Annotated in this window: 18 protein-coding genes; 13 read left to right on the forward strand and 5 right to left on the reverse strand. The window is 40.5% G+C overall.

Annotated features, from left to right (window positions below; genetic code table 11):
- The first annotated feature begins 483 nt into the window (after positions 1-483).
- The 3 genes from H6G69_RS12095 (at position 484) to H6G69_RS12105 (ending at position 4000) form a co-directional block, all read left to right on the forward strand.
- A complete protein-coding gene (locus tag H6G69_RS12095; RefSeq protein WP_190686540.1) occupies positions 484-1923 on the forward strand; it encodes an HlyD family efflux transporter periplasmic adaptor subunit in 1440 nt (479 codons plus the stop codon).
- Positions 1924-1955: 32 nt separating this feature from the next.
- The gene (gene devC / locus H6G69_RS12100) at positions 1956-3110 is read left to right on the forward strand and encodes an ABC transporter permease DevC (RefSeq protein WP_190686542.1); all 1155 of its coding nucleotides are present in this window, start codon (positions 1956-1958) and stop codon (positions 3108-3110) included.
- A 155-nt stretch (positions 3111-3265) separates the two neighbouring features.
- Complete coding sequence (locus tag H6G69_RS12105; protein ID WP_190686544.1) at positions 3266-4000, forward strand: DevA family ABC transporter ATP-binding protein; 735 nt, start codon at positions 3266-3268, stop codon at positions 3998-4000.
- A gap of 43 nt (positions 4001-4043) precedes the next feature.
- Here H6G69_RS12105 and H6G69_RS12110 read toward each other — a convergent pair whose 3' ends face one another.
- Positions 4044-4823 (reverse strand): hypothetical protein, encoded by a 780-nt coding sequence (locus H6G69_RS12110; protein WP_397326918.1) that lies wholly within the window; start codon positions 4821-4823, stop codon positions 4044-4046.
- Positions 4824-4946: 123 nt separating this feature from the next.
- Here H6G69_RS12110 and H6G69_RS12115 point away from each other — a divergent pair, with 123 nt between their 5' ends.
- Positions 4947-5744 (forward strand): HAD family hydrolase, encoded by a 798-nt coding sequence (locus tag H6G69_RS12115; RefSeq protein ID WP_190686550.1) that lies wholly within the window; start codon positions 4947-4949, stop codon positions 5742-5744.
- Between the two features lie 300 nt (positions 5745-6044).
- Positions 6045-6665: a chromophore lyase CpcT/CpeT gene (locus H6G69_RS12120; protein WP_190686553.1), complete on the forward strand. Its 621-nt coding sequence runs from the start codon at positions 6045-6047 to the stop codon at positions 6663-6665.
- 113 nt (positions 6666-6778) lie between these two features.
- On the opposite strand, the gene H6G69_RS12125 is transcribed toward H6G69_RS12120, so the two are convergent.
- From H6G69_RS12125 to H6G69_RS12135, 3 genes are all read right to left on the reverse strand, one after another.
- The gene (locus H6G69_RS12125) at positions 6779-7147 is read right to left on the reverse strand and encodes an STAS domain-containing protein (RefSeq protein ID WP_015136575.1); all 369 of its coding nucleotides are present in this window, start codon (positions 7145-7147) and stop codon (positions 6779-6781) included.
- 413 nt (positions 7148-7560) lie between these two features.
- Entirely contained in the window at positions 7561-8604 is a 1044-nt protein-coding gene (gene hemF / locus H6G69_RS12130; RefSeq protein WP_190686556.1) for an oxygen-dependent coproporphyrinogen oxidase, read from the reverse strand.
- A gap of 150 nt (positions 8605-8754) precedes the next feature.
- Positions 8755-8988, reverse strand: coding sequence for a hypothetical protein (locus H6G69_RS12135; protein ID WP_190686558.1), 234 nt, complete (start codon positions 8986-8988; stop codon positions 8755-8757).
- A 59-nt stretch (positions 8989-9047) separates the two neighbouring features.
- Here H6G69_RS12135 and H6G69_RS12140 point away from each other — a divergent pair, with 59 nt between their 5' ends.
- The 8 genes from H6G69_RS12140 to H6G69_RS12175 all read left to right on the forward strand — a co-directional run bounded on the left by H6G69_RS12140 (position 9048) and on the right by H6G69_RS12175 (position 18757).
- Positions 9048-9572: an SRPBCC family protein gene (locus H6G69_RS12140; RefSeq protein WP_190686561.1), complete on the forward strand. Its 525-nt coding sequence runs from the start codon at positions 9048-9050 to the stop codon at positions 9570-9572.
- Between the two features lie 200 nt (positions 9573-9772).
- Positions 9773-10867 carry an Mrp/NBP35 family ATP-binding protein gene (locus H6G69_RS12145; protein WP_190686565.1) on the forward strand — a complete coding sequence of 365 codons (1095 nt, stop codon included), beginning with the start codon at positions 9773-9775 and terminating at the stop codon, positions 10865-10867.
- A gap of 411 nt (positions 10868-11278) precedes the next feature.
- Positions 11279-12592 carry a rod shape-determining protein RodA gene (gene rodA, locus H6G69_RS12150; protein ID WP_190686569.1) on the forward strand — a complete coding sequence of 438 codons (1314 nt, stop codon included), beginning with the start codon at positions 11279-11281 and terminating at the stop codon, positions 12590-12592.
- 135 nt (positions 12593-12727) lie between these two features.
- Entirely contained in the window at positions 12728-12919 is a 192-nt protein-coding gene (locus tag H6G69_RS12155; RefSeq protein ID WP_190686583.1) for an NAD(P)H dehydrogenase subunit NdhS, read from the forward strand.
- Positions 12920-13010: 91 nt separating this feature from the next.
- The gene (locus H6G69_RS12160; RefSeq protein ID WP_190686586.1) at positions 13011-13667 is read left to right on the forward strand and encodes an HAS-barrel domain-containing protein; all 657 of its coding nucleotides are present in this window, start codon (positions 13011-13013) and stop codon (positions 13665-13667) included.
- Between the two features lie 154 nt (positions 13668-13821).
- Positions 13822-15954, forward strand: coding sequence for a cation:proton antiporter (locus H6G69_RS12165; RefSeq protein WP_190686589.1), 2133 nt, complete (start codon positions 13822-13824; stop codon positions 15952-15954).
- A 316-nt stretch (positions 15955-16270) separates the two neighbouring features.
- Positions 16271-17206 (forward strand): UDP-glucuronic acid decarboxylase family protein, encoded by a 936-nt coding sequence (locus H6G69_RS12170; RefSeq protein WP_190686592.1) that lies wholly within the window; start codon positions 16271-16273, stop codon positions 17204-17206.
- Between the two features lie 159 nt (positions 17207-17365).
- A complete protein-coding gene (locus tag H6G69_RS12175) occupies positions 17366-18757 on the forward strand; it encodes a UDP-glucose/GDP-mannose dehydrogenase family protein (RefSeq protein WP_190686595.1) in 1392 nt (463 codons plus the stop codon).
- 96 nt (positions 18758-18853) lie between these two features.
- On the opposite strand, the gene H6G69_RS12180 is transcribed toward H6G69_RS12175, so the two are convergent.
- On the reverse strand, positions 18854-20584 hold the full coding sequence (locus H6G69_RS12180; protein WP_190686598.1) for a fasciclin domain-containing protein: 1731 nt from the start codon (positions 20582-20584) through the stop codon (positions 18854-18856).
- Between the last annotated feature and the right edge of the window lie 559 nt (positions 20585-21143).

A 21143-nucleotide genomic window follows, 5' to 3' on the forward strand; every position in this document is an offset into this window, starting at 1 on the left:
ATTTTAACTAAATTCATCGGTGGCATTCCTTTCTCCAATCACTATGAAATTAAATTGTTGCAAGTCTGGCAAGCTTTGGCTTTCTAGTTTATGTGAGCAAAATTGAACTTGCTAAATTTATATCAGGTTGTCATCAAAAATAATATCAGGGAAATCAAATTAAAATTCGTAATTACATTTTTTCAAACTAGAGCTTCTAAGCTGTATTTAATTACGAATTAATAATTAAATCACTACCATTAGTGCCATACTCATCAAACTTTGGTGCTAAATATTCATTGGTCAGTAAATTTTACAAACGATTCAGTCAATACAAGCGATCGCCTTTGTACTGAAGACAATTTCTTTTTTATTGCTGTAGTCAGATAGGTGAAGAAATATTAAAAGCGTGAATGCTCCAAATAATCACACTTTTATCTCTTGCCTGCTGATTTCGGCTTTCTTCTATACCATCAGCAAATTTTAGATAAACGGTCAACAACCATGTCAAGGGTGACTGAAAAGCCACGATCAAGACCACAAATACTTGATCCGGAACAACCTAAGATTTGGTGGGGCATTGCTGTAGCCTTACCAATAGTCATAGCTGCTGGGTTATTAACTACAGCTAAAGTCGAACAGTTGAGAAAGTTAAACTCATCTATACCTGTTAAACCAGTGGGTAACAGCGTTAGTGCTGTTGGGCGTTTAGAACCACGAGGCGAAGTCATTAAACTTTCTGCGCCAGCTGCGGGATTACAATCTGCCTCACGAGTCAAACAGCTGTTTGTCAAAGAAGGTGAACAAGTCAGAAAAGGGCAAGTGATTGCCATTTTAGATAACAACGAAACTCAACTTGCATCTGTAGAAGAAGCAAAAGCTAAACTCCAAGAAGCTCGTGCTAACTTGGCACAAGTCAGAGTTGGTTCACCCAGAGACATTCAAGCCCAACAAGCGGTAATTGCTCGGCTAGAAGCACAGTTACGTGGCGAAAGTGAAGCACAACAGGCCACAGTGACGAGAATTGCGTCACAGCTAAGTGCCGAAAAACTCGCGCAACAAGCGACAGTCGAGCGTTTAGAAGCTGAACTGCGCGGACAAAGCGATACTTTAAGAGCGACTTTAACGCGCATTCAAGCCGAACAGCGCAATGCTCAAGTTGATGCAGGACGTTACGATTACTTGTACCGCCAAGGTGCAATCTCTCAACAAGAACGGGATAGACGCAGGCTGAGTGCCATTACCGCCAACCAGCAAGTAGTCGAAAGCCAAGCTACTCTCAGACAAGCCATTGCCACTTTGCGCCAGCAAGTCGCAGAAGCCAGAGCTAATCAAGTCAAGACTTTGACAACCTTACAACAGCAACTCATTGAAGCCAAAGTCACACGCGATAAAACTATCGCCACCTTGCAAAGGCAACTCGACGAAGAACGCGCCAGACTCAAACGCTTGTTAGAAGTGAGTCCTACTGACGTGCAGGTGGCGCAAGCACAAGTGAGTAATGCTATTGCTAATGTGAAAAAAGCCGATGCAGAACTCAAATTAAGCTACGTCCAAGCACCAACATCTGGTGAAATTTTAAAAGTTCATACCAAATCAGGAGAAGCTATCAGTGCTGATGGTATTGCTGAAATTGGGCAAACCGATCAAATGATGGTAATTGCTGAAGTTCCTGAAGACAGTATTAGTAAAGTGCGAATTGGACAAAGCGTGACTGTCAGCAGCGATAATGGGGCTTTTGAAGGCGAATTAAAGGGAACTGTTGCAGAAATTGGTAGAAAAATCGGCAAAAAAGATGTCCTCAATACAGATCCGGCGGCTGATGTTGATGCCAGAGTTGTGGAAGTTAAAATTGCTCTTTCACCCGAAGATAGTAACAAAGTTTCTGGCTTAACCTACGCCAAGGTACTTGTCGATATTAACAACCAATCCAATTCTAATTAAGCAGCAATATTACCCTTCATTCGTCAGCAAAAATGAATCAAAAAATACCTCTGGCTTGGTTACAAATGACGCGAGATAAAACGCGTTTAGCCGTAGCTTTAGCTGGAATTGGCTTTGCCGATATTCTCATGTTTACCCAACTCGGCTTTCGAGATGCGTTGTATTACAGTAACGTCCAATTACATAGTAGTTTAAAGGGTGACATCGTTTTAATTAACCGCCAATCTAATGCAATTTTATCGATGAAAAGCTTTTCGCAACGGCGGTTGTATAAAGCTTTAGATTTACCAGCAGTACAATCAGTACATCCTATATATTTAGATTACACAATTTGGAAAAATCCTCAAACTGGACGAACTCGGACTATTCTGATCTATGGGATTAATCCAGAAGTTAATCTGTTTAACTTACCTGGAGTTCAAGAAAATTTAGACAAATTAAAACTGCCTGACACAGTTTTATTTGACCGTTCTTCTCGTCAAGAATATGGGCAAATTGCTACTAACTTTGATAAAGGACAAAATGTTACAACCGAAGTCAGAAGAAGAAAAATCAAGGTTGTAGGATTGTTTACTTTAGGAACATCTTTTGGCGCAGATGGTAACTTAATTACTAGCGATGTTAACTTTTTGCGGATATTTAATAACCGTCAGCGCGGATTAGTTGATATTGGGGTGATTCAATTAAAACCAGGCGCAAATGTTAACGCTGTTGCTCAAGATTTAAGAAATTATTTACCTCAAGATGTTAACGTTTTAACTAAACAAGAATTTATTGATTTTGAACGACATTATTGGGCAAGTAGCACAGCTATTGGCTTTATTTTTAGCTTGGGGACAATCATGGGTTTTATTGTCGGAACTGTGATTGTTTATCAAATTCTGTATACAGAAGTTTCCGACCATTTATCAGAATATGCCACTTTAAAAGCCATTGGCTATACCCAAAACTATTTATTAATGGTGATTTTACAAGAAGCTTTATTGTTAGCTTGTTTGGGTTATCTTCCTGGTTGGTTTTTTACTATGCTCATGTACCAAAAAGCTAAAGAAGCTACACTTTTACCCATTTTTATGAGTTTTGACAGGGCAATTACTGTATTAATTTTAACGATTATTATGTGTTTTATTTCTGGAGCGATCGCAGTGCGTAAATTACGTTCTGCTGACCCTGCCGATATCTTTTAATTAGTCTATACAATACAAAATAAACTCTAAATATAGTCTTAATTAATCAATTTGTATAACATAAATAAACTATGCTAATAAATAACTCAAAATTATAACTTGCAGGCTCTCTAGTTCCTTTATAGAACTAATCAATTATCAACACCAAAATTATCATGAAGCAAGAACCTGTAATCGCCATAAAAAATCTCAATCATTACTATGGCAAAGGCTCACTCAAAAGACAGATTTTATTTGACATTAATCTGGAGATTAATCCTGGAGAAATTGTAATTATGACAGGCCCTTCTGGCTCAGGTAAAACCACATTACTGAGCTTGATAGGTGGTTTAAGATCCGTTCAAGAAGGTAGTTTAAAATTTTTGGGTGTGGAACTATTTGGTTCTAGTCAGAGTCAATTGGTACAAATTAGACGCAACATTGGTTATATATTTCAAGCTCATAACTTATTAGGATTTTTAACTGCCAGACAAAATGTGCAGATGGCAGTGGAATTAAACGATAGCACTCCTCAAAGTGTAGCGATCGCCCAAGCGGAAACTATGCTGACTGCTGTAGGCTTAAAAAACCGAATTAATTACTATCCAGATAATCTTTCTGGTGGACAAAAACAAAGAATAGCGATCGCTCGCGCCCTCGTCAATAATCCGCCATTAGTATTAGCCGACGAACCAACAGCAGCCTTAGACAAACAATCAGGACGCGATGTCGTAGAAATCATGCAGCGTCTTGCCAAAGAACAAGGAACCTCCATCTTGCTCGTGACACACGACAACCGGATTTTAGACATAGCTGACCGCATCGTCGAAATGGAAGATGGTCTTTTAGCCCGTGACTCTCAAAGCGCAGTCATCAGCTACGATTCAGGAGCCTGGAGCGAAAAATCTTAACTTTGGTCAATCGTTGTGATTAATTTGGGCTTTTCTGTCCTACTTAACCTTTTGGGTTAGATATATTTGCTTGACGACTGGTGCGGAAAGTCACATTCACCCCATCATTTGATTGCTCTAATACAAGTAAGGGTGTCGGTTTGGCTTTTTGATCCCAGTGCATACTAGCAATTCTTCCTTGAATTGTTGGTTGCCAAGTATCCTCATCTTCCATCGGGCTAAGATAAGTTTCAATACAATCAATAATTTGGCTAATAGTGGCAGAAGTCGCTTGTGTGGGTAACTTCATCAACTTAACTTGAATGCGGAACAACACCCTTTTAGCAATATTTGGTGGTGTACCACTTTCATACTCAACATCAAAAATTTCATCCACCTGTCGTCCAGTGCTGTTGGCAATTCCGACTGTTCCTTGTTGGGCTTGATTGGGGCGCAACGCTTGCGAAATCTTATCTTTAACCCGGATTTTCACTTGATTGAGAATCGCAAAATGAAACACCTCTTCCGACATCCGCATCCGCAGATAATCTAGGTTAAAGTCCCGGGAGTTCACCAAATCCGGATTAGTTTCCATTTTCCGAATCGTTTCCAGCGCGAGTTTGAATTTTTTCTCCAATTCTTTGGCGCGGAATTTTTCAAACTTGATTTTTTTCTCTAATTTGTCCATCTGGATTTTAGAGAACACAATCAAAGCAATTACAGCCACAGCAAGTCCTCCCGATGTAATCAGCAAAAAAGGGGGGGCTTGCTGAGTTTCGTGGGTTGCGGCTTTCTGAGTTTGAGTTGTCTTCTTCGTCTTCGATGTAGATTGGGCAAGAAGCATATTATTTAACATGGTTGGCAAACGAAAAATAGGAATTTGACTTCTTATTGTTTAGAATGCCCAAATCATGGATGTCATTTTGCTGTACTATTAGTATTTTTAAAAGCTTTTTATATACCGTATATGTACCGAAAACCAAATGTCTCAGTTAAGCAACTCTCTCAAGCAGCACCTACTACTTGGAGTAACATTTCTCTTGTGGCTACTGATATGGATGGCACATTGACAAAGGCTGGTAAGTTTTCTAGTTCTTTGTTGCAAGCCTTAGAAGATTTAACCAAATCAGGTATAAATGTATTGATTGTTACGGGACGTTCTGCGGGTTGGGTAAGTGGTATTAGTAGTTTAATGCCTGTTGTCGGTGCGATCGCCGAAAATGGCGGCTTATTTTATCCTTCAGAAAGTGAACAACCAATCGCTCTCACCGCCATTCCTGACTTCAAATTACATCGCCAGCAACTAGCCCTAGCTTTTGCCCAATTAAAACTTCAATTTCCCCAAATTCAAGAATCCGCAGATAATCTTTTTCGCCTCACCGACTGGACGTTTGATGTAGCGGATTTAAATTTAGATGAACTACAAACATTAGCGCATCTGTGTCAACAGATGGGTTGGGGATTTACTTACAGCACAGTGCAGTGTCATATCAAACCCCAATCTCAAGATAAAGCGGTTGGCTTATTAAAAGTATTACGAGAATATTTACCTGAGTACTCCTCAGAACAAGTTGTCACCGTAGGTGATAGCCCTAATGATGAGAGTTTATTCGATCAAAGTTATTTTCCTGTTTCCGTAGGTGTGGCCAACGTCCTCAAATATATCCATCAATTACAACATCAACCCGCTTACGTCACTAGTCAGGCAGAAGCAGAAGGATTTTGTGAATTAGCTAGCTATATTTTGCAAGCAATTGCTAATTAACCGAAAAAAGGCAGGAAATCTTATATATAGCAGTCGAAGCATAGTTTAGGACTATGTTTGTGGCTGAAATTATTGAAAATATTAAGTTCCTACGCAGCAATCAGTACTTTGCTATATCAAGCTTCTGTTTGCGCCTTAACGCGGCAGTCGCTACCCTGCGGGAACACTTTCAGCAAATAAGTCGGGGAATTTCAGCAGTTACATATAATTACTATCAGAGTAATTACTTAATTTGGTAAAATGAGGTTTATTAATGCTGTTTCCTGAATAACCAGCTACAAAATATTTGCAACACAATTTATGAGCTTATCACCGCTTTTAATCACCTTAGGTAAATATGTAGCTGGTGAATTTGACAATCGAGAGCAAGCCCTAGCTGAACCAGCTTGGTACGTTCATCTGCGCTTGTGGCAAAGACCTGTTGACTTATTTTCCGAAGACAGCATTACACTGTTTGCTGAACAAGCTAATATCGTGAATTTAGACCGCCCTTATCGACAGCGAATTATGCGCTTAACGGCAGGAGAAAATTCTGCTGATGCACCATTAAAAATTCAGTACTATATGCTGAAAAATCCCAGTGCCTTGATTGGTGCAGGTAGTAATCCTGATTTACTCAAAACACTTACAGTTGAACAATTAGATTTATTACCAGGCTGCATACTTAGAGTTACCCAACAGGAATTAGCTCCTGAAAATTTTAAATTTACGGCTAACCAACCAAGCGAAACTCGTTGCTGTTTTAACTATGCTGGCAATAACATCCAAGTTTCCTTGGGGTTTGCAGCCACAGCCACAGAGTTTTACAGCTACGACAAAGGTATAGACTCAGAAACTGGAAAAGCAACTTGGGGAGCGATTTTAGGCCCTTACCGTTACACTAAACGAGAACAGTACTCAGTTGAAATTCCTGAGTGCTGATTGTTTAATCAAAATACAATGAATAAAGTACCAATCAAAATCGCTCTCAAGCTGACTATACTGATTCGTTCATTTCATAACTTGATGTTTTAGCCTTGTTTTTCTAATCATGTTTAACTGGCTATACTCCGAGGAACACCTTCTAAAGCTTCCTCCTCTGTTTCAAAGATTTCAAACACTGTATCCATCATTGTGACTTCAAACACGAGTTTGGCTTCTGGATGGACGTTACAAATGCGGAAGCTGCCTTTGACTTTATCCGCATCACGCATTCCAGCAACCAAAGAAGTTAAACCAGAACTATCAATAAAATTTACTTGACCAAGATTCACCACCACATGACGGCTAAGTTTGGAAATGCATTCCTGCAATTTCAGACGAAATTGCCAAGCTGTGGTGATGTCTAGGCGACCTGCTGGCGTTAAAACTATAACGGTATTACCGTCTTGGGTTGTATAGGTTGTTTGTTCTATTTGTATCACTCAAAATCCCCGTGGCACTCGTTTTCAAATTGGCTACTGCTGGATTGGGTCTGAGATTGGTGAGTCAAAAAACTTACTTGTTTGGTAATTTCTACTTTCTGGCACTTGAAGTGCCTCAGAAAGACGGTAAATTAATTGACTCACCACTTTAAAGGACGATCCAGTGCTGACACTTGAGGTAAACAAGTTACAGCTAAAATAGTCACCTGTTTACTAGGTGCTTACCTTTAGTAGTGTAACTCACCAAAAAAGTGCTGAGTAGCAATGAAAATGCTGAGTTGAAGACGCTGAGTGCCAAGCAACGAATATAAAAAATTATGTATCCAGTGGTGATCTACTCAACACATAACTTTTTTGTTGCTGACTAGCAGATAGATGTGACCTACCTGTAGGGTATGGTCATGCAGTGTAGTTTATGAATTTGGTGTCCAATTTATCCAATCTTGGGGTTTGAGGAAAGTTTCATACAACTGAGCTTCTGGGGAATTAGGTTCAGGCTGATAACCATATTCCCAACGGACTAAAGGTGGTAAAGACATGAGAATAGATTCTGTGCGGCCATTGGTTTGGAGTCCAAAAATAGTGCCACGGTCGTAAACCAAGTTAAATTCTACATACCGACCACGACGATAGAGTTGGAAATTCCGTTCGCGCTCGCCGTATTCTGTTTCATGTCGTCGTTGGACAATTGGCACGTAAGCTGGTAGAAAAGCTTTACCACCACTTTGGATAAAAGCAAACAAATCTTCCCAAGTCCGTTGTGGTAATACTCCTACTTGGTCGCTGTAATTAGCGGCAGGGCCTTTAGGGTTAGGTCCGCGATATAAAGTACCTTGACCATCTTGATAATCAAAAAACAAGCCGCCTACGCCGCGCGTTTCATTGCGATGTTTGAGGTAAAAATATTCATCGCACCACAGCTTGAATACGGGGTAATATTCGGCGTGGTGTTGGTCACAACCATGCTTCAGGGTTTTATGGAAATGGGCTGCATCTTCCGCAAAGGGATAGTAAGGTGTCAAGTCAGCACCACCTCCAAACCACCAAACTGGGCCTGCTTCAAAATAACGGTAGTTTAAGTGAACAGTCGGGACATAAGGATTGCGGGGATGTAATACCAAGGATGTACCTGTGGCATAAAATTTATGTCCTTCAGCTTCTGGACGTTGGGCTAAAATCGAGGGCGGCAGGTGAGAACCCCAAACTTCAGAAAAATTTACACCTGCTTGTTCAAAAATTTTACCCTCACGTAGCACACGCGATCGCCCACCACCACCCTCTGGACGTTCCCAAGCATCTTCATGAAACTTACCCACTCCATCTAACTCGGACAAAGCTTGGGTAATGTCGTCTTGCAGCTGCTTCATAAACTGACTCACCCTAGCCTTAGCGTCTTCTGGCGGTAAGAACTTGGATGAAACTGCTTTTACTGTTGGGGTGTGCGAATTAGTCAACATAGAGATTCCCAAACCTAAAATTACAATTGCCAAAAAGCTACAGATTTTTTAGCTAAAATTTGTGGGCAGTCCGAACCAGCAATTAGGCTCGACTTGCCCAAACTACTTTTGTTTTAATTGTCAAGCTTTTACACAATAGATTGTGTATGACTAGAGATATTTTCCCTCAAATGCGTATAGGCTTGTATATTGACTCAGTTTTTTTTGTACTTCTTGATGGAAACATTCTGGTGTTGAACCAGCTTTTGGCACAGTAATATCTGCCTTACCGATCATGGTGATGCCTTGCAAGCCTCGGTTTCCAGCCTTAGCAATCTTGCTATCATCTATGCCAAATCGGTGCTGGCTCTGCCGCCAGTAATATTGAGAAATGTTACAGGTCATAACAAATTGCTCACCATACCAGAGTTCCCAGCAAGTCTGTAGCGAGGAGGATTAGGCAAATGCGAGGTTGGTTATCTCAATTCATCCACCGCAAACGTCGTCGGTTTTGCGCTTCACTGGTACGGACATATCGAGAGATTAGTGATGCATCAGTAGATGAACTGTGGCAGAAAGTGGTTGACTTAACAGATGTTTCTTGGCATCCTCTTCTCAAAAGTACCAACGTCCCCTATGGATTAGTACCCAAACCAGGATTAATTTATCAAGCTGTCACACGCTTTTCACCATTTCCGATCCGCATCTTTGTAGAGCGAGTCAATCCCAGAGAGCTTTTGAGCGTCAGAGTTCTAGCAATCCCTGGTGTAGAAGAAAGAGTTACTTATCAAGTTGAATCGACAGTTTGTGGTACTTGCTTGTCTTATTCTGTCACCCTGCGCGGCTGGTTATCGCCTTTAATTTGGTCAATATCTCGCCCTTATGCGGATCGGGTGGCACGTTCTTTAGTAGAAGCTGTAGAGAATGCCGCAGTACAGGCTGTAGCTGGTAAGAAAAAATCTATTGACAACAGTTGTTTTGATTTTTAGATATTGGGGTGTGGGGAATAGGGAATAGGGTAAAAAGACACAGGGAAGACAAGGGCAAGAGATTTTCTCCTCTGCCCCACTCACTATTCCCCACTCCCTACTCCCTTGCCTCTATTCCCCATTCCCCAACAAAGTTAAGATTCTATTAGGTAAGAATAATAATTTCTTAAATTTTTTACGGCGGTAATGCTGAAAACACTATGTACAATGTCCTTGATTCCCGTTCTGTCTTAGAAGTATTGCGGCCTGTACAAGACCCAGAACTCCGCAAGAGTCTGGTAGAACTAAATATGATCCGCAACGTTAATATTGACGGTGGCAAGGTGAGCTTTACTTTAGTTTTGACCACACCCGCCTGTCCCTTACGTGAATTTATTGTCGAAGATTGTGAAAAAGCTGTTAAAAAACTACCAGGTGTGACAGAAGTCAAGGTAGAAGTTACGGCAGAAACGCCTCAGCAAAAAAATTTACCCGATGCCTCCGGCACGCTGCGTGAACGCAATGGTGTTCCTGGTGTCAAAAATATTTTGGCGATTTCCAGTGGCAAAGGCGGTGTTGGTAAAAGTACGGTTGCGGTTAACGTAGCAGTGGCTCTGGCGCAAACAGGCGCGAAAGTTGGCTTGTTGGATGCTGACATTTACGGCCCCAACGATCCCACGATGTTAGGTTTGGGTGATGCTCAAATTAACGTTCGTTCTACAGAAAAAGGTGAGGTGTTAGAACCAGCCTTTAATCATGGGGTCAAATTAGTTTCAATGGGCTTTTTGATTGATAGAGACCAGCCTGTAATTTGGCGAGGCCCAATGTTAAACGGCATAATTCGTCAATTTCTCTATCAAGTGGAATGGGGCGAACTAGATTATTTAATTGTCGATATGCCGCCAGGAACTGGTGATGCCCAGTTAACTTTAACCCAAGCCGTACCAATGGCTGGAGCCGTGATTGTCACCACACCACAAACGGTAGCTTTATTAGATGCGCGCAAAGGATTACGGATGTTTCAGCAAATGAACGTCCCGGTTTTGGGAATAGTAGAAAACATGAGCTACTTTATTCCCCCCGATATGCCAGATAAACAGTACGATATTTTTGGTTCTGGTGGCGGTTCTAAAACTGCCACAGAGTTGGGAGTGCCGTTATTAGGCTGCGTACCTTTAGAGATTTCTACTAGGGTTGGTGGTGATAGTGGTGTGCCGATTGTGGTTTCTGAACCTAATTCGCCTTGTGGCCAAGCATTAAAAGCGATCGCCCTGGCTATTGCTGGTAAAGTATCAGTTATGGCATTGACAGCATAAAATTTGAATTTTTGTCTGATTCCTGGGCTGTTGCCTAGGAATTACAGATTATGGATCTTAAGGAGCATTGAAAAGCTAGAAGTTAAAATTTGCCGAATCAATCTAGCAGACTTGATAGCGATTTTAATTTGATGTCTAAATCACTTGTAGAACTAGGAAACGGGTAATGGGACAAATAAGCAGGAATAAATAAAAGCTAATCAGCATAATTATTGATTCCATCTCAAAAATTTTATACCCAACTCTGACTCAATTAGCATTTCTAAATTAGTAGTAAAATTCCCTCTCTAATTGTCTAAAATCATTTCCTATCTTCATGAGTAGTTTATAAATTAAATTAAGATTGCTATATTCGGAATTCTTTGTTAAGTCGTAAATTCTAAATCTCATAATTAAGCCTAAAATTGCACAATGCTATTAAAACGTTCATTTCCCAAAGTTCGCTGGAAATCTTGGGTTAAGCCTTGGCAGCAAGTAGATTGGTTATTGTTTTGTTTGCCTGTGGCTGTGAGTATTTTTGGCGGACTCATGATTTTAAGTACAGAACTCAAACAACCAGTTACTGATTGGTGGTGGCACTGGTTAGTAGCTGGTATTGGCACTTTCATTGCCTTGTTTTTAGCGCGTATCCGCTATGAACATTTGCTTCAGTGGCATTGGGTGACATATGCTTTGACAAACATGAGCTTGATTGCCGTGATGTTGGCTGGTACTAGTGCTAAAGGCGCACAGCGTTGGATTAGCGTGGCTGGTTTTAACGTCCAACCATCAGAATTTGCCAAAATAGGCATCATCATCACCCTAGCGGCTTTACTGCACAAGCGCACTGCTGCTTCCTTAGATAATGTCTTTCGCGCCCTTTTAATTACTGCTGTTCCTTGGGCATTAGTATTTTTACAACCAGATTTAGCAACATCCTTGGTATTTGGAGCAATTGTTTTAGGGATGTTGTACTGGGCTAATGCTAACCCTGGTTGGCTAATCTTACTAATTTCTCCAGTAATTTCTGCCATTCTGTTTAGTATTTCTTGGCCTTTACAGGAACCAATCATCTTATTTAAAGAATTAGCTTTAGGGCCGTTAGGTATAATCTGGTCATTTGCAATGGCAATTGTCGGCTGGCAAACACTACCTTGGCGAAGGTTTGGTCTGAGTGCAATTGGGGCTTGGATTTTGAATATCCTGGGTGGTGAAATAGGTGTTTTTGCCTGGAATCATATTTTAAAAGAGTATCAAAAAGACCGTCTCACCGTGTTTATTGATCCAGATCACGATCCCCTTGGTGCAGGCTATCACCTAATTCAATCTCGAATTGCTATAGGTGCAGGGGAAGTTTGGGGTTGGGGTTTGTTTAAAGGGCCAATGACCCAACTAAATTTTGTCCCTGAACAGCATACAGATTTTATTTTCTCAGCTGTAGGGGAAGAATTTGGTTTTATTGGTTGTTTAGTAGTTTTGTTGGTTTTTTGCCTAATTTGCTTGCGTCTACTGCACATAGCTCAAACAGCCAAGGACAACTTTGGTTCGTTATTAGCAGTTGGTGTGTTGTCGATGATTGTGTTTCAGTTAATTGTGAACGTTGGTATGACAGTTGGTTTAGCACCAGTAGCAGGCATTCCCCTACCTTGGATGAGTTATGGACGTTCTGCAATGCTGACTAATTTTATCGCCTTAGGAATAGTAGAATCGGTAGCAAATTTCCGACAACGCCAAAAGTATTATTGATCAGGCAAAAATTCAATAGTCAATCGTCAATGGTCTATTAGGATAAAAACTATGGGCGATTAACTCTAGACTATTGACTTTGGACTCTGGAGTATTAACCATTGACAAGTATATAGATCAGCAAGGGTAAAAATTATGATTCTTCCTGGAGCAACTGTTCGTGTTAAAAATCCCGCAGATACGTACTATCGCTATGAAGGACTCGTACAACGGGTAAGCGATGGTAAGGTAGCTGTATTGTTTGAAGGTGGCAACTGGGATAAGTTAATTACCTTTCGCCTTTCTGAACTGGAACTTGTAGAGACAACAGCAGGACGTAAAAAGTAGAAAGTAAAAAGTAAAAAGGTAAAAGAAAAAATAATTAATATCTTTTGCCTTTCATCTTCCACCTTTTGCATTTGCCTTTTAACTTGATTGTATGCGCCTTCCTTTACCACAGTTTACAACTAGCGATCGCCATCCTCACCACATTGCGGAGGTGATCGAAACTAACACTACTGAATTTTTGGCACAGTGCTTAGAACCAGAAGACTTGAGTTTTCCGGCAATGCCACCGTTTGGTAGTTGGGTTTGTGCTGTGGATGAAGAGTCAGGCAATCAAGTATATGCTGTGGTTTCTTATGCTACTACTATGCCCATTGATTCTGTACATCGGGCTGTAGCACTGGGGTTGTCATTACAAGATTTACGTGAGGAACAACCCCAGATTTTTGCCATGCTCAAAACTGAGTTTCGCGCGGCAATTGTTGGCTTTACGCCACCTTTAGATCATCCTTCTGCCACTCCTAGAATCTACCAGTATCTACCACCGCGTCCGCCCCAAATTCATCAAGCTGTTTATCGTTGTGAAGCAGAAGCAATCATTAAATTTACTGAAGAATTAGATTTTTTACGTACATTATTGTCTGTAAACGGTGCGCCTGTTGAGTCATTAACCGCAGCTGCTATCCGTGATGTCTACCAGTTACGTCAAGCTGACCGACAATGGCTCGTTCAGGCAGGACGGATGCTGAGTGTACTTTTGAAAGATGACTACGATCGCTTGCGTTTTATTTTAAGTCAAATCCACCCTTAGGTAGTTCGTCGGAAGACGATTGCCTAGGTAGTTTAGGATCAAAGCTTTTGCTGATTTATCAGGGTAGCTCTTATATTTATTTATGCACATTTTTTAGCGTGATAGCCCTAAGGGCGATCGCTATTTAATCATCGCTCTATTTAAGACCTCATCTATGGAACTAGTATCACAAGTTCTTGGTCTAGAACTCACCTCTCAAGTTCTCGCTCAAGAGCAAGTTGTTCCCTTTGCAGTTTTACTCTTGGTTATTTTAGTTGTACCCGTCCTGTTTGAGCGACTCAGACTACCAGGATTAGTGGGTTTAGTATTTGCTGGGTTAGTGCTTGGCCCGTCAGGCTGGAATTTATTTCAGACGCAGTTACCAGTAATTCACCTGCTATCTGAAATTGGTTTAGTTTATTTAATGTTCATAGCCGGTTTAGAACAAGATATCAAACAATTCCATCAACAGAAAAAGCGTTCTTTAGGATTTGCGAGCCTGACTTTTTTGATACCATGTATCCTGGCAGTTTTTTTAGGCAGAATTTTTAATTTTGGCTGGAATACATCTATATTGATGGGATGTTTATTTTCTTCCTATACTCTTTTGGCATATCCCATTCTTAGCCGTTTAGGAGTTACTAATAATCAAGCTATCAGTGCTACTATCAGCGCTAATATACTCACTGATATCAGTACTCTTGTAGTATTGGCTGTTTGTGTCAGTAGTTTGCCATTGGGTTTTAACTTACCTAATTTACTGACTTTATTAGGACGTATTGTTATTTATGCCGCCATTATTGTACTAGGATTTGAGTGGGCGGGGCAAGAATTTTTGCGGCGATCGCCAGAGAATGAAGGGAAGCAATTATTGTTAGTTTTGCTAGCTATATTTGTCGCATTATTAATAGCTCACTACTTGAAAATAGAAAAAATATTTGGAGCTTTTTTAGCTGGTTTGCTCATCAACCAAATAGTAGACGACAGCCCAATTAAAGAAAAATTAGTATTTATTGGTACATTTTTGTTTATTCCTATTTTTTTTATTGATATTGGTTTATTAGTTGATTTGTCGGCTTGGGTGAGAAGTAGCACCAATGTCGAATTAGTAGTGCTATTTGTAACTGGTGTAATTGCCAGCAAATTTATAGCAGCTTTACTAACCAAACTAGTTTATCGCTATAACTGGCAAGAAATGTTAACAGTGTGGTCTTTATCCATACCGCAGGTAACTACAACTTTAGCTGCTACCTTCATTGGATATCGCACGGGATTGCTATCAACTGAAGTCATGCACAGTGTAGTAGTTTTAATGTTAATTACATCACCTTTAAGCTTATTACTTACTAATCGTTTTGCAGTATCTTTATCACCTACGTTCCTTTCAGAAACTGTAACTTCAAGTTTAATTGTCCAAAAAACAGCAGAAAAGCCGAAAAATTTTACCATCGTTGTATCTATATATAACCCTTATACCCAGCAAAATTTAATTGAACTAGCAGCATTATTAGCGCGCCAATCCCAAGGGAAAATTATCCCCTTAAATATTGCTCATGTTGCGGCGCAGATGGATGCAGCACAGCTAGACGTATCTCTGCAACAAAGTGAAAGATTACTAGCAAAAGCTACAGTTCAAAGTCAGAATTTAGGAATTCAAGCAACACCGCTACTCAGAATTGATGATGACTTTGCATTAGGAATTAGTCGGGCAGCACGCGAACAAAAAGCTAATTTAATAGTGATGGGTTGGGGTCAACGTCATAGCTTCAGAGCGCGGTTACTGGGCAATGTCATTGATAGTGTACTTTGGGCAGCCCATTGTCCGGTAGCAGTAACACGTCTTGTAGAATCACCCCACAAAATTCAGCGGATTTTAGTTCCAATCGAAAATTTAACATCATTGAGCTTCAAATCTGTACAATTTGCCCAAATGTTGGCAGATGCTAATCAAGCACAAGTAACAGTTTTACATGTATGCGATCGCCGCACTAGCTATAGTAAAATCGACGCTAGGCGATCGCAACTCTTAAGTTTAGTAGCACACTTAGGCTTACAAAATACGCCGGAAATTCAAATTATTGCTCACGAAAATATTACCCAAGCAATTTTGCAGGCAGCACGACTATATGATTTAGTAGTGTTGCCTTTTATACGCAATCGAAATATTCCTGGGAGTTTAGCTATTAGCGATGTCGGTACTCAACTATCCAGACAACTGACATGTTCGATTGTCATGTTGGGAGAACCACAACATACTCAAATTAGCCTTACATCGACAAAGGTTTCTAATACTAAATCTGTAGTTTAATAAAAATCCCTGATTTACTTGAGATTTGAGATAACCCCCACACCCTAAAAATTGATTTAAAAATCAGATTGTCCAACTGAACCTTCGAGTTTTTACACTAAACTTGATTTTATTGAAGATTTGATGAATTCTTCCGTATAAATGCTCAACCCTTATATCAGGTTTGTTATTTTTCTAGATGAATTGTTCTGCTGTTCAGTGTTGTAGCAAAATATTCTGAATTAGCTCTGTTCGCCCTGCATTTTTATGTATCGGCTGGGTACTCTAAAAACAAGCTAAACAGCCACTAGTAGTATTTGAAAATATCAAGAAAACTATGAGAATTTTGGTGACGGGCGGCGCTGGGTTTATTGGTTCCCATTTGATTGACCGATTAATACCTGAAGGGCATGAAGTCATTTGTTTAGATAATTTTTATACTGGTCATAAGCGTAATATCCTCAAATGGATGGGTCATCCCAACTTTGAGTTAATCCGCCACGATATCACTGAACCAATTCGTTTAGAAGTCGATCAAATTTACCATTTGGCTTGTCCAGCTTCTCCCGTACATTATCAGTACAACCCAGTAAAAACCGTTAAAACTAACGTTATGGGTACACTGAACATGTTAGGGTTAGCCAAACGCGTGAAAGCAAGGTTTTTGTTAGCTTCCACTAGTGAAGTTTACGGCGATCCAGAAGTTCATCCCCAAACAGAAGAGTATCGGGGTAATGTTAATACTATCGGTTTACGTTCTTGCTACGACGAAGGCAAAAGAATCGCGGAAACTTTAGCATTTGATTATTACAGACAAAATAAAGTTGAGATTCGGGTAGCGCGCATATTTAATACCTACGGCCCAAGAATGTTAGAAAACGATGGTCGGGTCGTCAGTAATTTAGTTGTCCAAGCGTTGCGGGGAATTCCGTTAACAGTATACGGAGAAGGAACGCAAACTCGTAGTTTTTGCTACGTATCAGACCTAGTAGAAGGACTGATGCGGTTAATGAATGGTGAATTCACTGGCCCCGTCAATTTAGGTAATCCTGATGAATACACCATCTTAGAATTAGCCCAGGCTGTGCAGAATTTGGTAAATCCCGATGCTCAAATTAAATTTGAGCCATTACCTTCAGACGATCCTCGTCGCCGTCGTCCTGATATTACCAGAGCAAAAACTTGGTTAAATTGGGAACCTACCATTCCTCTACAAGAAGGGTTAAAACTGACAGTAGAAGACTTCCACAATCGCATTAACGGCGATACCTAGGATTTAACTTTCACAGCAGTAAAAACTGCACTGACCTGGAATACAAGCTTGACCCTATTTGTAGCTTGTCATACATAACTAGTTTATGGATAGGGTTCTGATGTCATATTGACAACTTCCTTTTGAAGAGTCACCCGAAGAAAGCGAGGAGTTTAAATAATGCGTGTTTGTGTAATTGGTACTGGTTACGTTGGTTTAGTTACAGGTGCTTGTTTAGCTCACATCGGGCATGATGTAATTTGCATCGACAATAATGAAGAAAAAGTCAAACTCATGAAATCTGGGCAATCGCCTATTTTTGAGCCTGGCTTGTCGGACATTATGCAGTCGGCAATTCAGTCTGGTAATATCCAGTTTTCTTCTGACCTCGCGGCTGGAGTTGCTCACGGAGAAATTCTCTTTATTGCTGTTGGTACACCGCCATTACCAACTGGCGAGAGCGATACCCGTTATGTAGAAGCGGTAGCCCGTGGTATTGGGACTAATCTCAATGGTGGCTATAAAGTCATTGTTAACAAATCCACAGTACCTATCGGCTCTGGTGACTGGGTGCGGATGATTGTTTTAGATGGCATTGCTGAACGCCAAAAAGTGCTAGTACCAGCAGGTGGCGCACCAGCTGAAGATAAATTGCCAGAAATTGCATCACATTTTGATGTTGTTAGTAACCCAGAGTTCTTGCGTGAAGGTTCAGCAGTGTATGACACCTTCAACCCTGATCGCATCGTTCTCGGTGGTAACAGCCCCAGAGCAGTTGAAATGATGAAAGAACTTTATGCCCCAATTGTGGAGCGCAAATTCGCTGCTGATAAATCTTTACCACCCGTACCTGTACTAGTTACAGACCTCAGTTCAGCCGAAATGATCAAATACGCTGCTAACGCTTTCTTAGCAACCAAAATTAGTTTTATTAACGAAGTTGCTAACATCTGCGATCGCGTGGGTGCGGATGTCACTCAAGTTGCTAAAGGTATCGGTTTAGACTCCCGTATCGGGAACAAATTCTTACAAGCTGGTATTGGTTGGGGTGGTTCCTGTTTCCCCAAAGACGTTTCCGCTTTAATCCACACTGCTGATGACTATGGTTATGAAGCACAATTACTCAAATCAGCGGTGAGCGTTAACGAACGTCAGCGTTTAATTGCTTTAGAAAAACTTCAACAAGTTCTCAAAATCCTTAAAGGTAAAACTGTTGGTCTACTCGGTCTGACATTTAAACCCGATACCGATGACTTGCGTGATGCTCCTGCACTCAACTTAATTGAGCAACTCAACCGCTTAGGAGCCAAAGTCAAAGCCTACGACCCAATTATTTCTCAAACAGGAATGCGTCATGGTCTTTCTGGTGTACTAGTAGAAACTGACGCAGAAAGACTAGCTGATAGCTGTGATGCTTTAGTACTTGTTACCGAATGGCATCAATTTAGCACCTTAGACTATGGCAAAATGGCGAAATTGATGAACAACCCTGTCATCATCGATGGGCGTAACTTCCTTGATCCCGAAACATTGGTCAGAGCAGGTTTCCAATATGTTGGTGTGGGACGCTAGGAAATAAAGAATAGGCGAATCAAAAGTAACCTACAGAAGTAGTAATTTTCTCATCAAACAGACGCGATCGCTCGCGTCTGTTTTTATTAGCCCAACTTAGAAGTTGTAACCTACACCTAACATTAAGCCAACATCAGTATCATCTAAGAAAGCGGCATTGACAGCACCATTCAAAGTAAAGCGAGAGCCTAAAGGAACATCAACACCACCAGTTAATAGGAATCCGACATCAGCATCATTGCTAGTTTCGATAGCTACACCAGCACCTACATAAGGTGAGACAGGGAAACGTTGATTACCTGTAGGATTGACGGGACGAGGAGCAAAATCTAAAGTTATCGGGACTAAAACTACAGTATCATCACCAAATACAGCCGAAGGGCGTACTGATATAGTCCGAGTTAATCCAAGTTTGCTAATGACGGCAATGTTTCCTTCGCTTAAAGCGGAATCACCACCTAAACCAATATTGCCAGCAACTCCAACATAACTAGAACCACCACGAGTAGCTCTACCAGGATCAACATCAGTAGTTCCTCCAGGAGTATTGTTGTTTCCAGGTTGTTGACTTACATTCAAATTGGGTGGAATCAAAACTTCGTTGATGACATGAATTACACCATTGCTCGCTTGAACATTTGGTTGAATTACAGTGGCATCGTTAACGGCAATTTGGTTATTAGCACTATTAACTTTGATATTTACAGGTGTATCTTCGCTGGTTTTTAGTTCTCCTGATGACAATTGACTAGTAGTTAATTGTCCTGGAACCACATGATATCTGAGAATTTTCAGCAATAGTTCTCTATTTTCTGGTTGTTGTAGTTGCTGTACAGTTCCAGCAGGCAAAGCGGCAAATGCCTGATCTGTGGGTGCAAATACTGTGTAGGGGCCTGGTTGTTGCAGAGTTTCAGCTAATCCAGCAGTTTTCAGTAAAGTAGTTAAGGTAGTAAAAGAATTACTAGACGCAGCGATCGAAACGATATCATTACCAGTGGGAGTTGTACCAGTATTGCTAGCTGCTACAACATATTGGCTAGCCGGAAGATTGCTCGCCAAAGGTTGTGCTTGTCCCTGTCTGACTAAAGCTTGATATAACAACGCTGCGGCTTCCGCACGAGTTAAAGGTGCTTCAGGATTAAGTTGTTTAACGTTGGGATAGTTAACAACAATGTTAGCTTCAGTGGCGGCAGCTACATTATTGACTGCATAGCTAGGAATTGTCGAAGCATCTGTGTAATAATTATTCAGAATATCTGATGCAGAATTGCTAGTACTTAAATTTAAACCACTAGATATAGCTGCGATCGCCTGAACTTTGGGAATTTGCTGATTGGGACGAAACGTATTATCTGGATAACCTGCCATAAAACCTGTTTCGTAGGCTTCTTGAATCGCAGAAGTAGCCCAATAATTAGCAGGTACATCGGTAAATCCATTGGCACTAAGTTGTCGCACTGGATTTTGGTTAAAAGCCTTTTGAATCATGGCTGCAAATTCGGCACGAGTTACAGCTTGGTTTGGCCTAAACGTCCCATCAGGAAATCCAGTAATCACATTTCTGGTTGCCAGTGCTTGAATAAACGGGCTACTCCAGTAATCTGTGCCAACATCCGAAAAATTTGTCGCTGCCGTAGGACTTACAGACGGAGTAGTATTTGGATCTGTAGTTGGGGTTGCATTGGGTTCTGTAGTGGGTGTTGTAGATGGAACCGTCGTTTGAGCCAAAGTTGGGGTCGCCACTACTAGCGGACTGATTGTAGCAGTTGTTACTCCTAAAGCCAGCAAAGTTGTATGTATTAAAGACCAACGAAACAGACTACCCATGAAATTTTCCTCCAGACAAAGTTAGGTAGAAATATTGAAAATCAACATACTTTCTGAAAAGCAAGCTACTTTCTAGTCAGCTTTCAGCGTTATTTTGAAAACTATATGCGTATTTCGGCAAATGACCATATACTCCTATTTTTATTACGGAGATTTGTAATTTTAACTATCCTGCGACATAACATTTAGTAATAATTAAAATTTCAAAACAACAGCATATCTACAACTAAGTATTTCAAAATTTACTTCAGTTCAACAACTAGCTAAAGGTGATTTTTTCCTGTCTATAATTTCATACCTAAGATAGTTGTATAGTTGCTGAAAACCCTAGGAAATTCCTTTTAAATGCAGAATTTTGCCGAAATCATAAGTTCATTATCCATATAAAACTGCGATTTAGCAGAGATATCGCCAAGTAAAAAAAGCTCTTTTTAAATTTAAATTGGTAAATTATAAATTGATAAAAATTTATTAATCCTAGCGATTATATCCGTCCCAATAATCTACTTAAAGGTAGTTAACAAGCAAAAAAGTATCTTTCTGTGGTTTTATGGCCTAA

The organism is Nostoc sp. FACHB-110 (assembly GCF_014697425.1).
Taxonomy (GTDB): Bacteria; Cyanobacteriota; Cyanobacteriia; order Cyanobacteriales; family Nostocaceae; genus Nostoc_B.

Bases quoted from the DNA above. Each gene is read 5' to 3' on its own strand.
- H6G69_RS12095 (WP_190686540.1), top strand. From the start codon at position 484: ATGTCAAGGGTGACTGAAAAGCCACGATCAAGACCACAAATACTTGAT.
- devC (WP_190686542.1), top strand. From the start codon at position 1,956: ATGAATCAAAAAATACCTCTGGCTTGGTTACAAATGACGCGAGATAAA.
- H6G69_RS12105 (WP_190686544.1), top strand. From the start codon at position 3,266: ATGAAGCAAGAACCTGTAATCGCCATAAAAAATCTCAATCATTACTAT.
- H6G69_RS12110 (WP_397326918.1), bottom strand. From the start codon at position 4,823: ATGCTTCTTGCCCAATCTACATCGAAGACGAAGAAGACAACTCAAACT.
- H6G69_RS12115 (WP_190686550.1), top strand. From the start codon at position 4,947: ATGTACCGAAAACCAAATGTCTCAGTTAAGCAACTCTCTCAAGCAGCA.
- H6G69_RS12120 (WP_190686553.1), top strand. From the start codon at position 6,045: ATGAGCTTATCACCGCTTTTAATCACCTTAGGTAAATATGTAGCTGGT.
- hemF (WP_190686556.1), bottom strand. From the start codon at position 8,604: ATGTTGACTAATTCGCACACCCCAACAGTAAAAGCAGTTTCATCCAAG.
- H6G69_RS12135 (WP_190686558.1), bottom strand. From the start codon at position 8,988: ATGACCTGTAACATTTCTCAATATTACTGGCGGCAGAGCCAGCACCGA.
- H6G69_RS12140 (WP_190686561.1), top strand. From the start codon at position 9,048: ATGCGAGGTTGGTTATCTCAATTCATCCACCGCAAACGTCGTCGGTTT.
- H6G69_RS12145 (WP_190686565.1), top strand. From the start codon at position 9,773: ATGTACAATGTCCTTGATTCCCGTTCTGTCTTAGAAGTATTGCGGCCT.
- rodA (WP_190686569.1), top strand. From the start codon at position 11,279: ATGCTATTAAAACGTTCATTTCCCAAAGTTCGCTGGAAATCTTGGGTT.
- H6G69_RS12155 (WP_190686583.1), top strand. From the start codon at position 12,728: ATGATTCTTCCTGGAGCAACTGTTCGTGTTAAAAATCCCGCAGATACG.
- H6G69_RS12160 (WP_190686586.1), top strand. From the start codon at position 13,011: ATGCGCCTTCCTTTACCACAGTTTACAACTAGCGATCGCCATCCTCAC.
- H6G69_RS12165 (WP_190686589.1), top strand. From the start codon at position 13,822: ATGGAACTAGTATCACAAGTTCTTGGTCTAGAACTCACCTCTCAAGTT.
- H6G69_RS12170 (WP_190686592.1), top strand. From the start codon at position 16,271: ATGAGAATTTTGGTGACGGGCGGCGCTGGGTTTATTGGTTCCCATTTG.
- H6G69_RS12175 (WP_190686595.1), top strand. From the start codon at position 17,366: ATGCGTGTTTGTGTAATTGGTACTGGTTACGTTGGTTTAGTTACAGGT.
- H6G69_RS12180 (WP_190686598.1), bottom strand. From the start codon at position 20,584: ATGGGTAGTCTGTTTCGTTGGTCTTTAATACATACAACTTTGCTGGCT.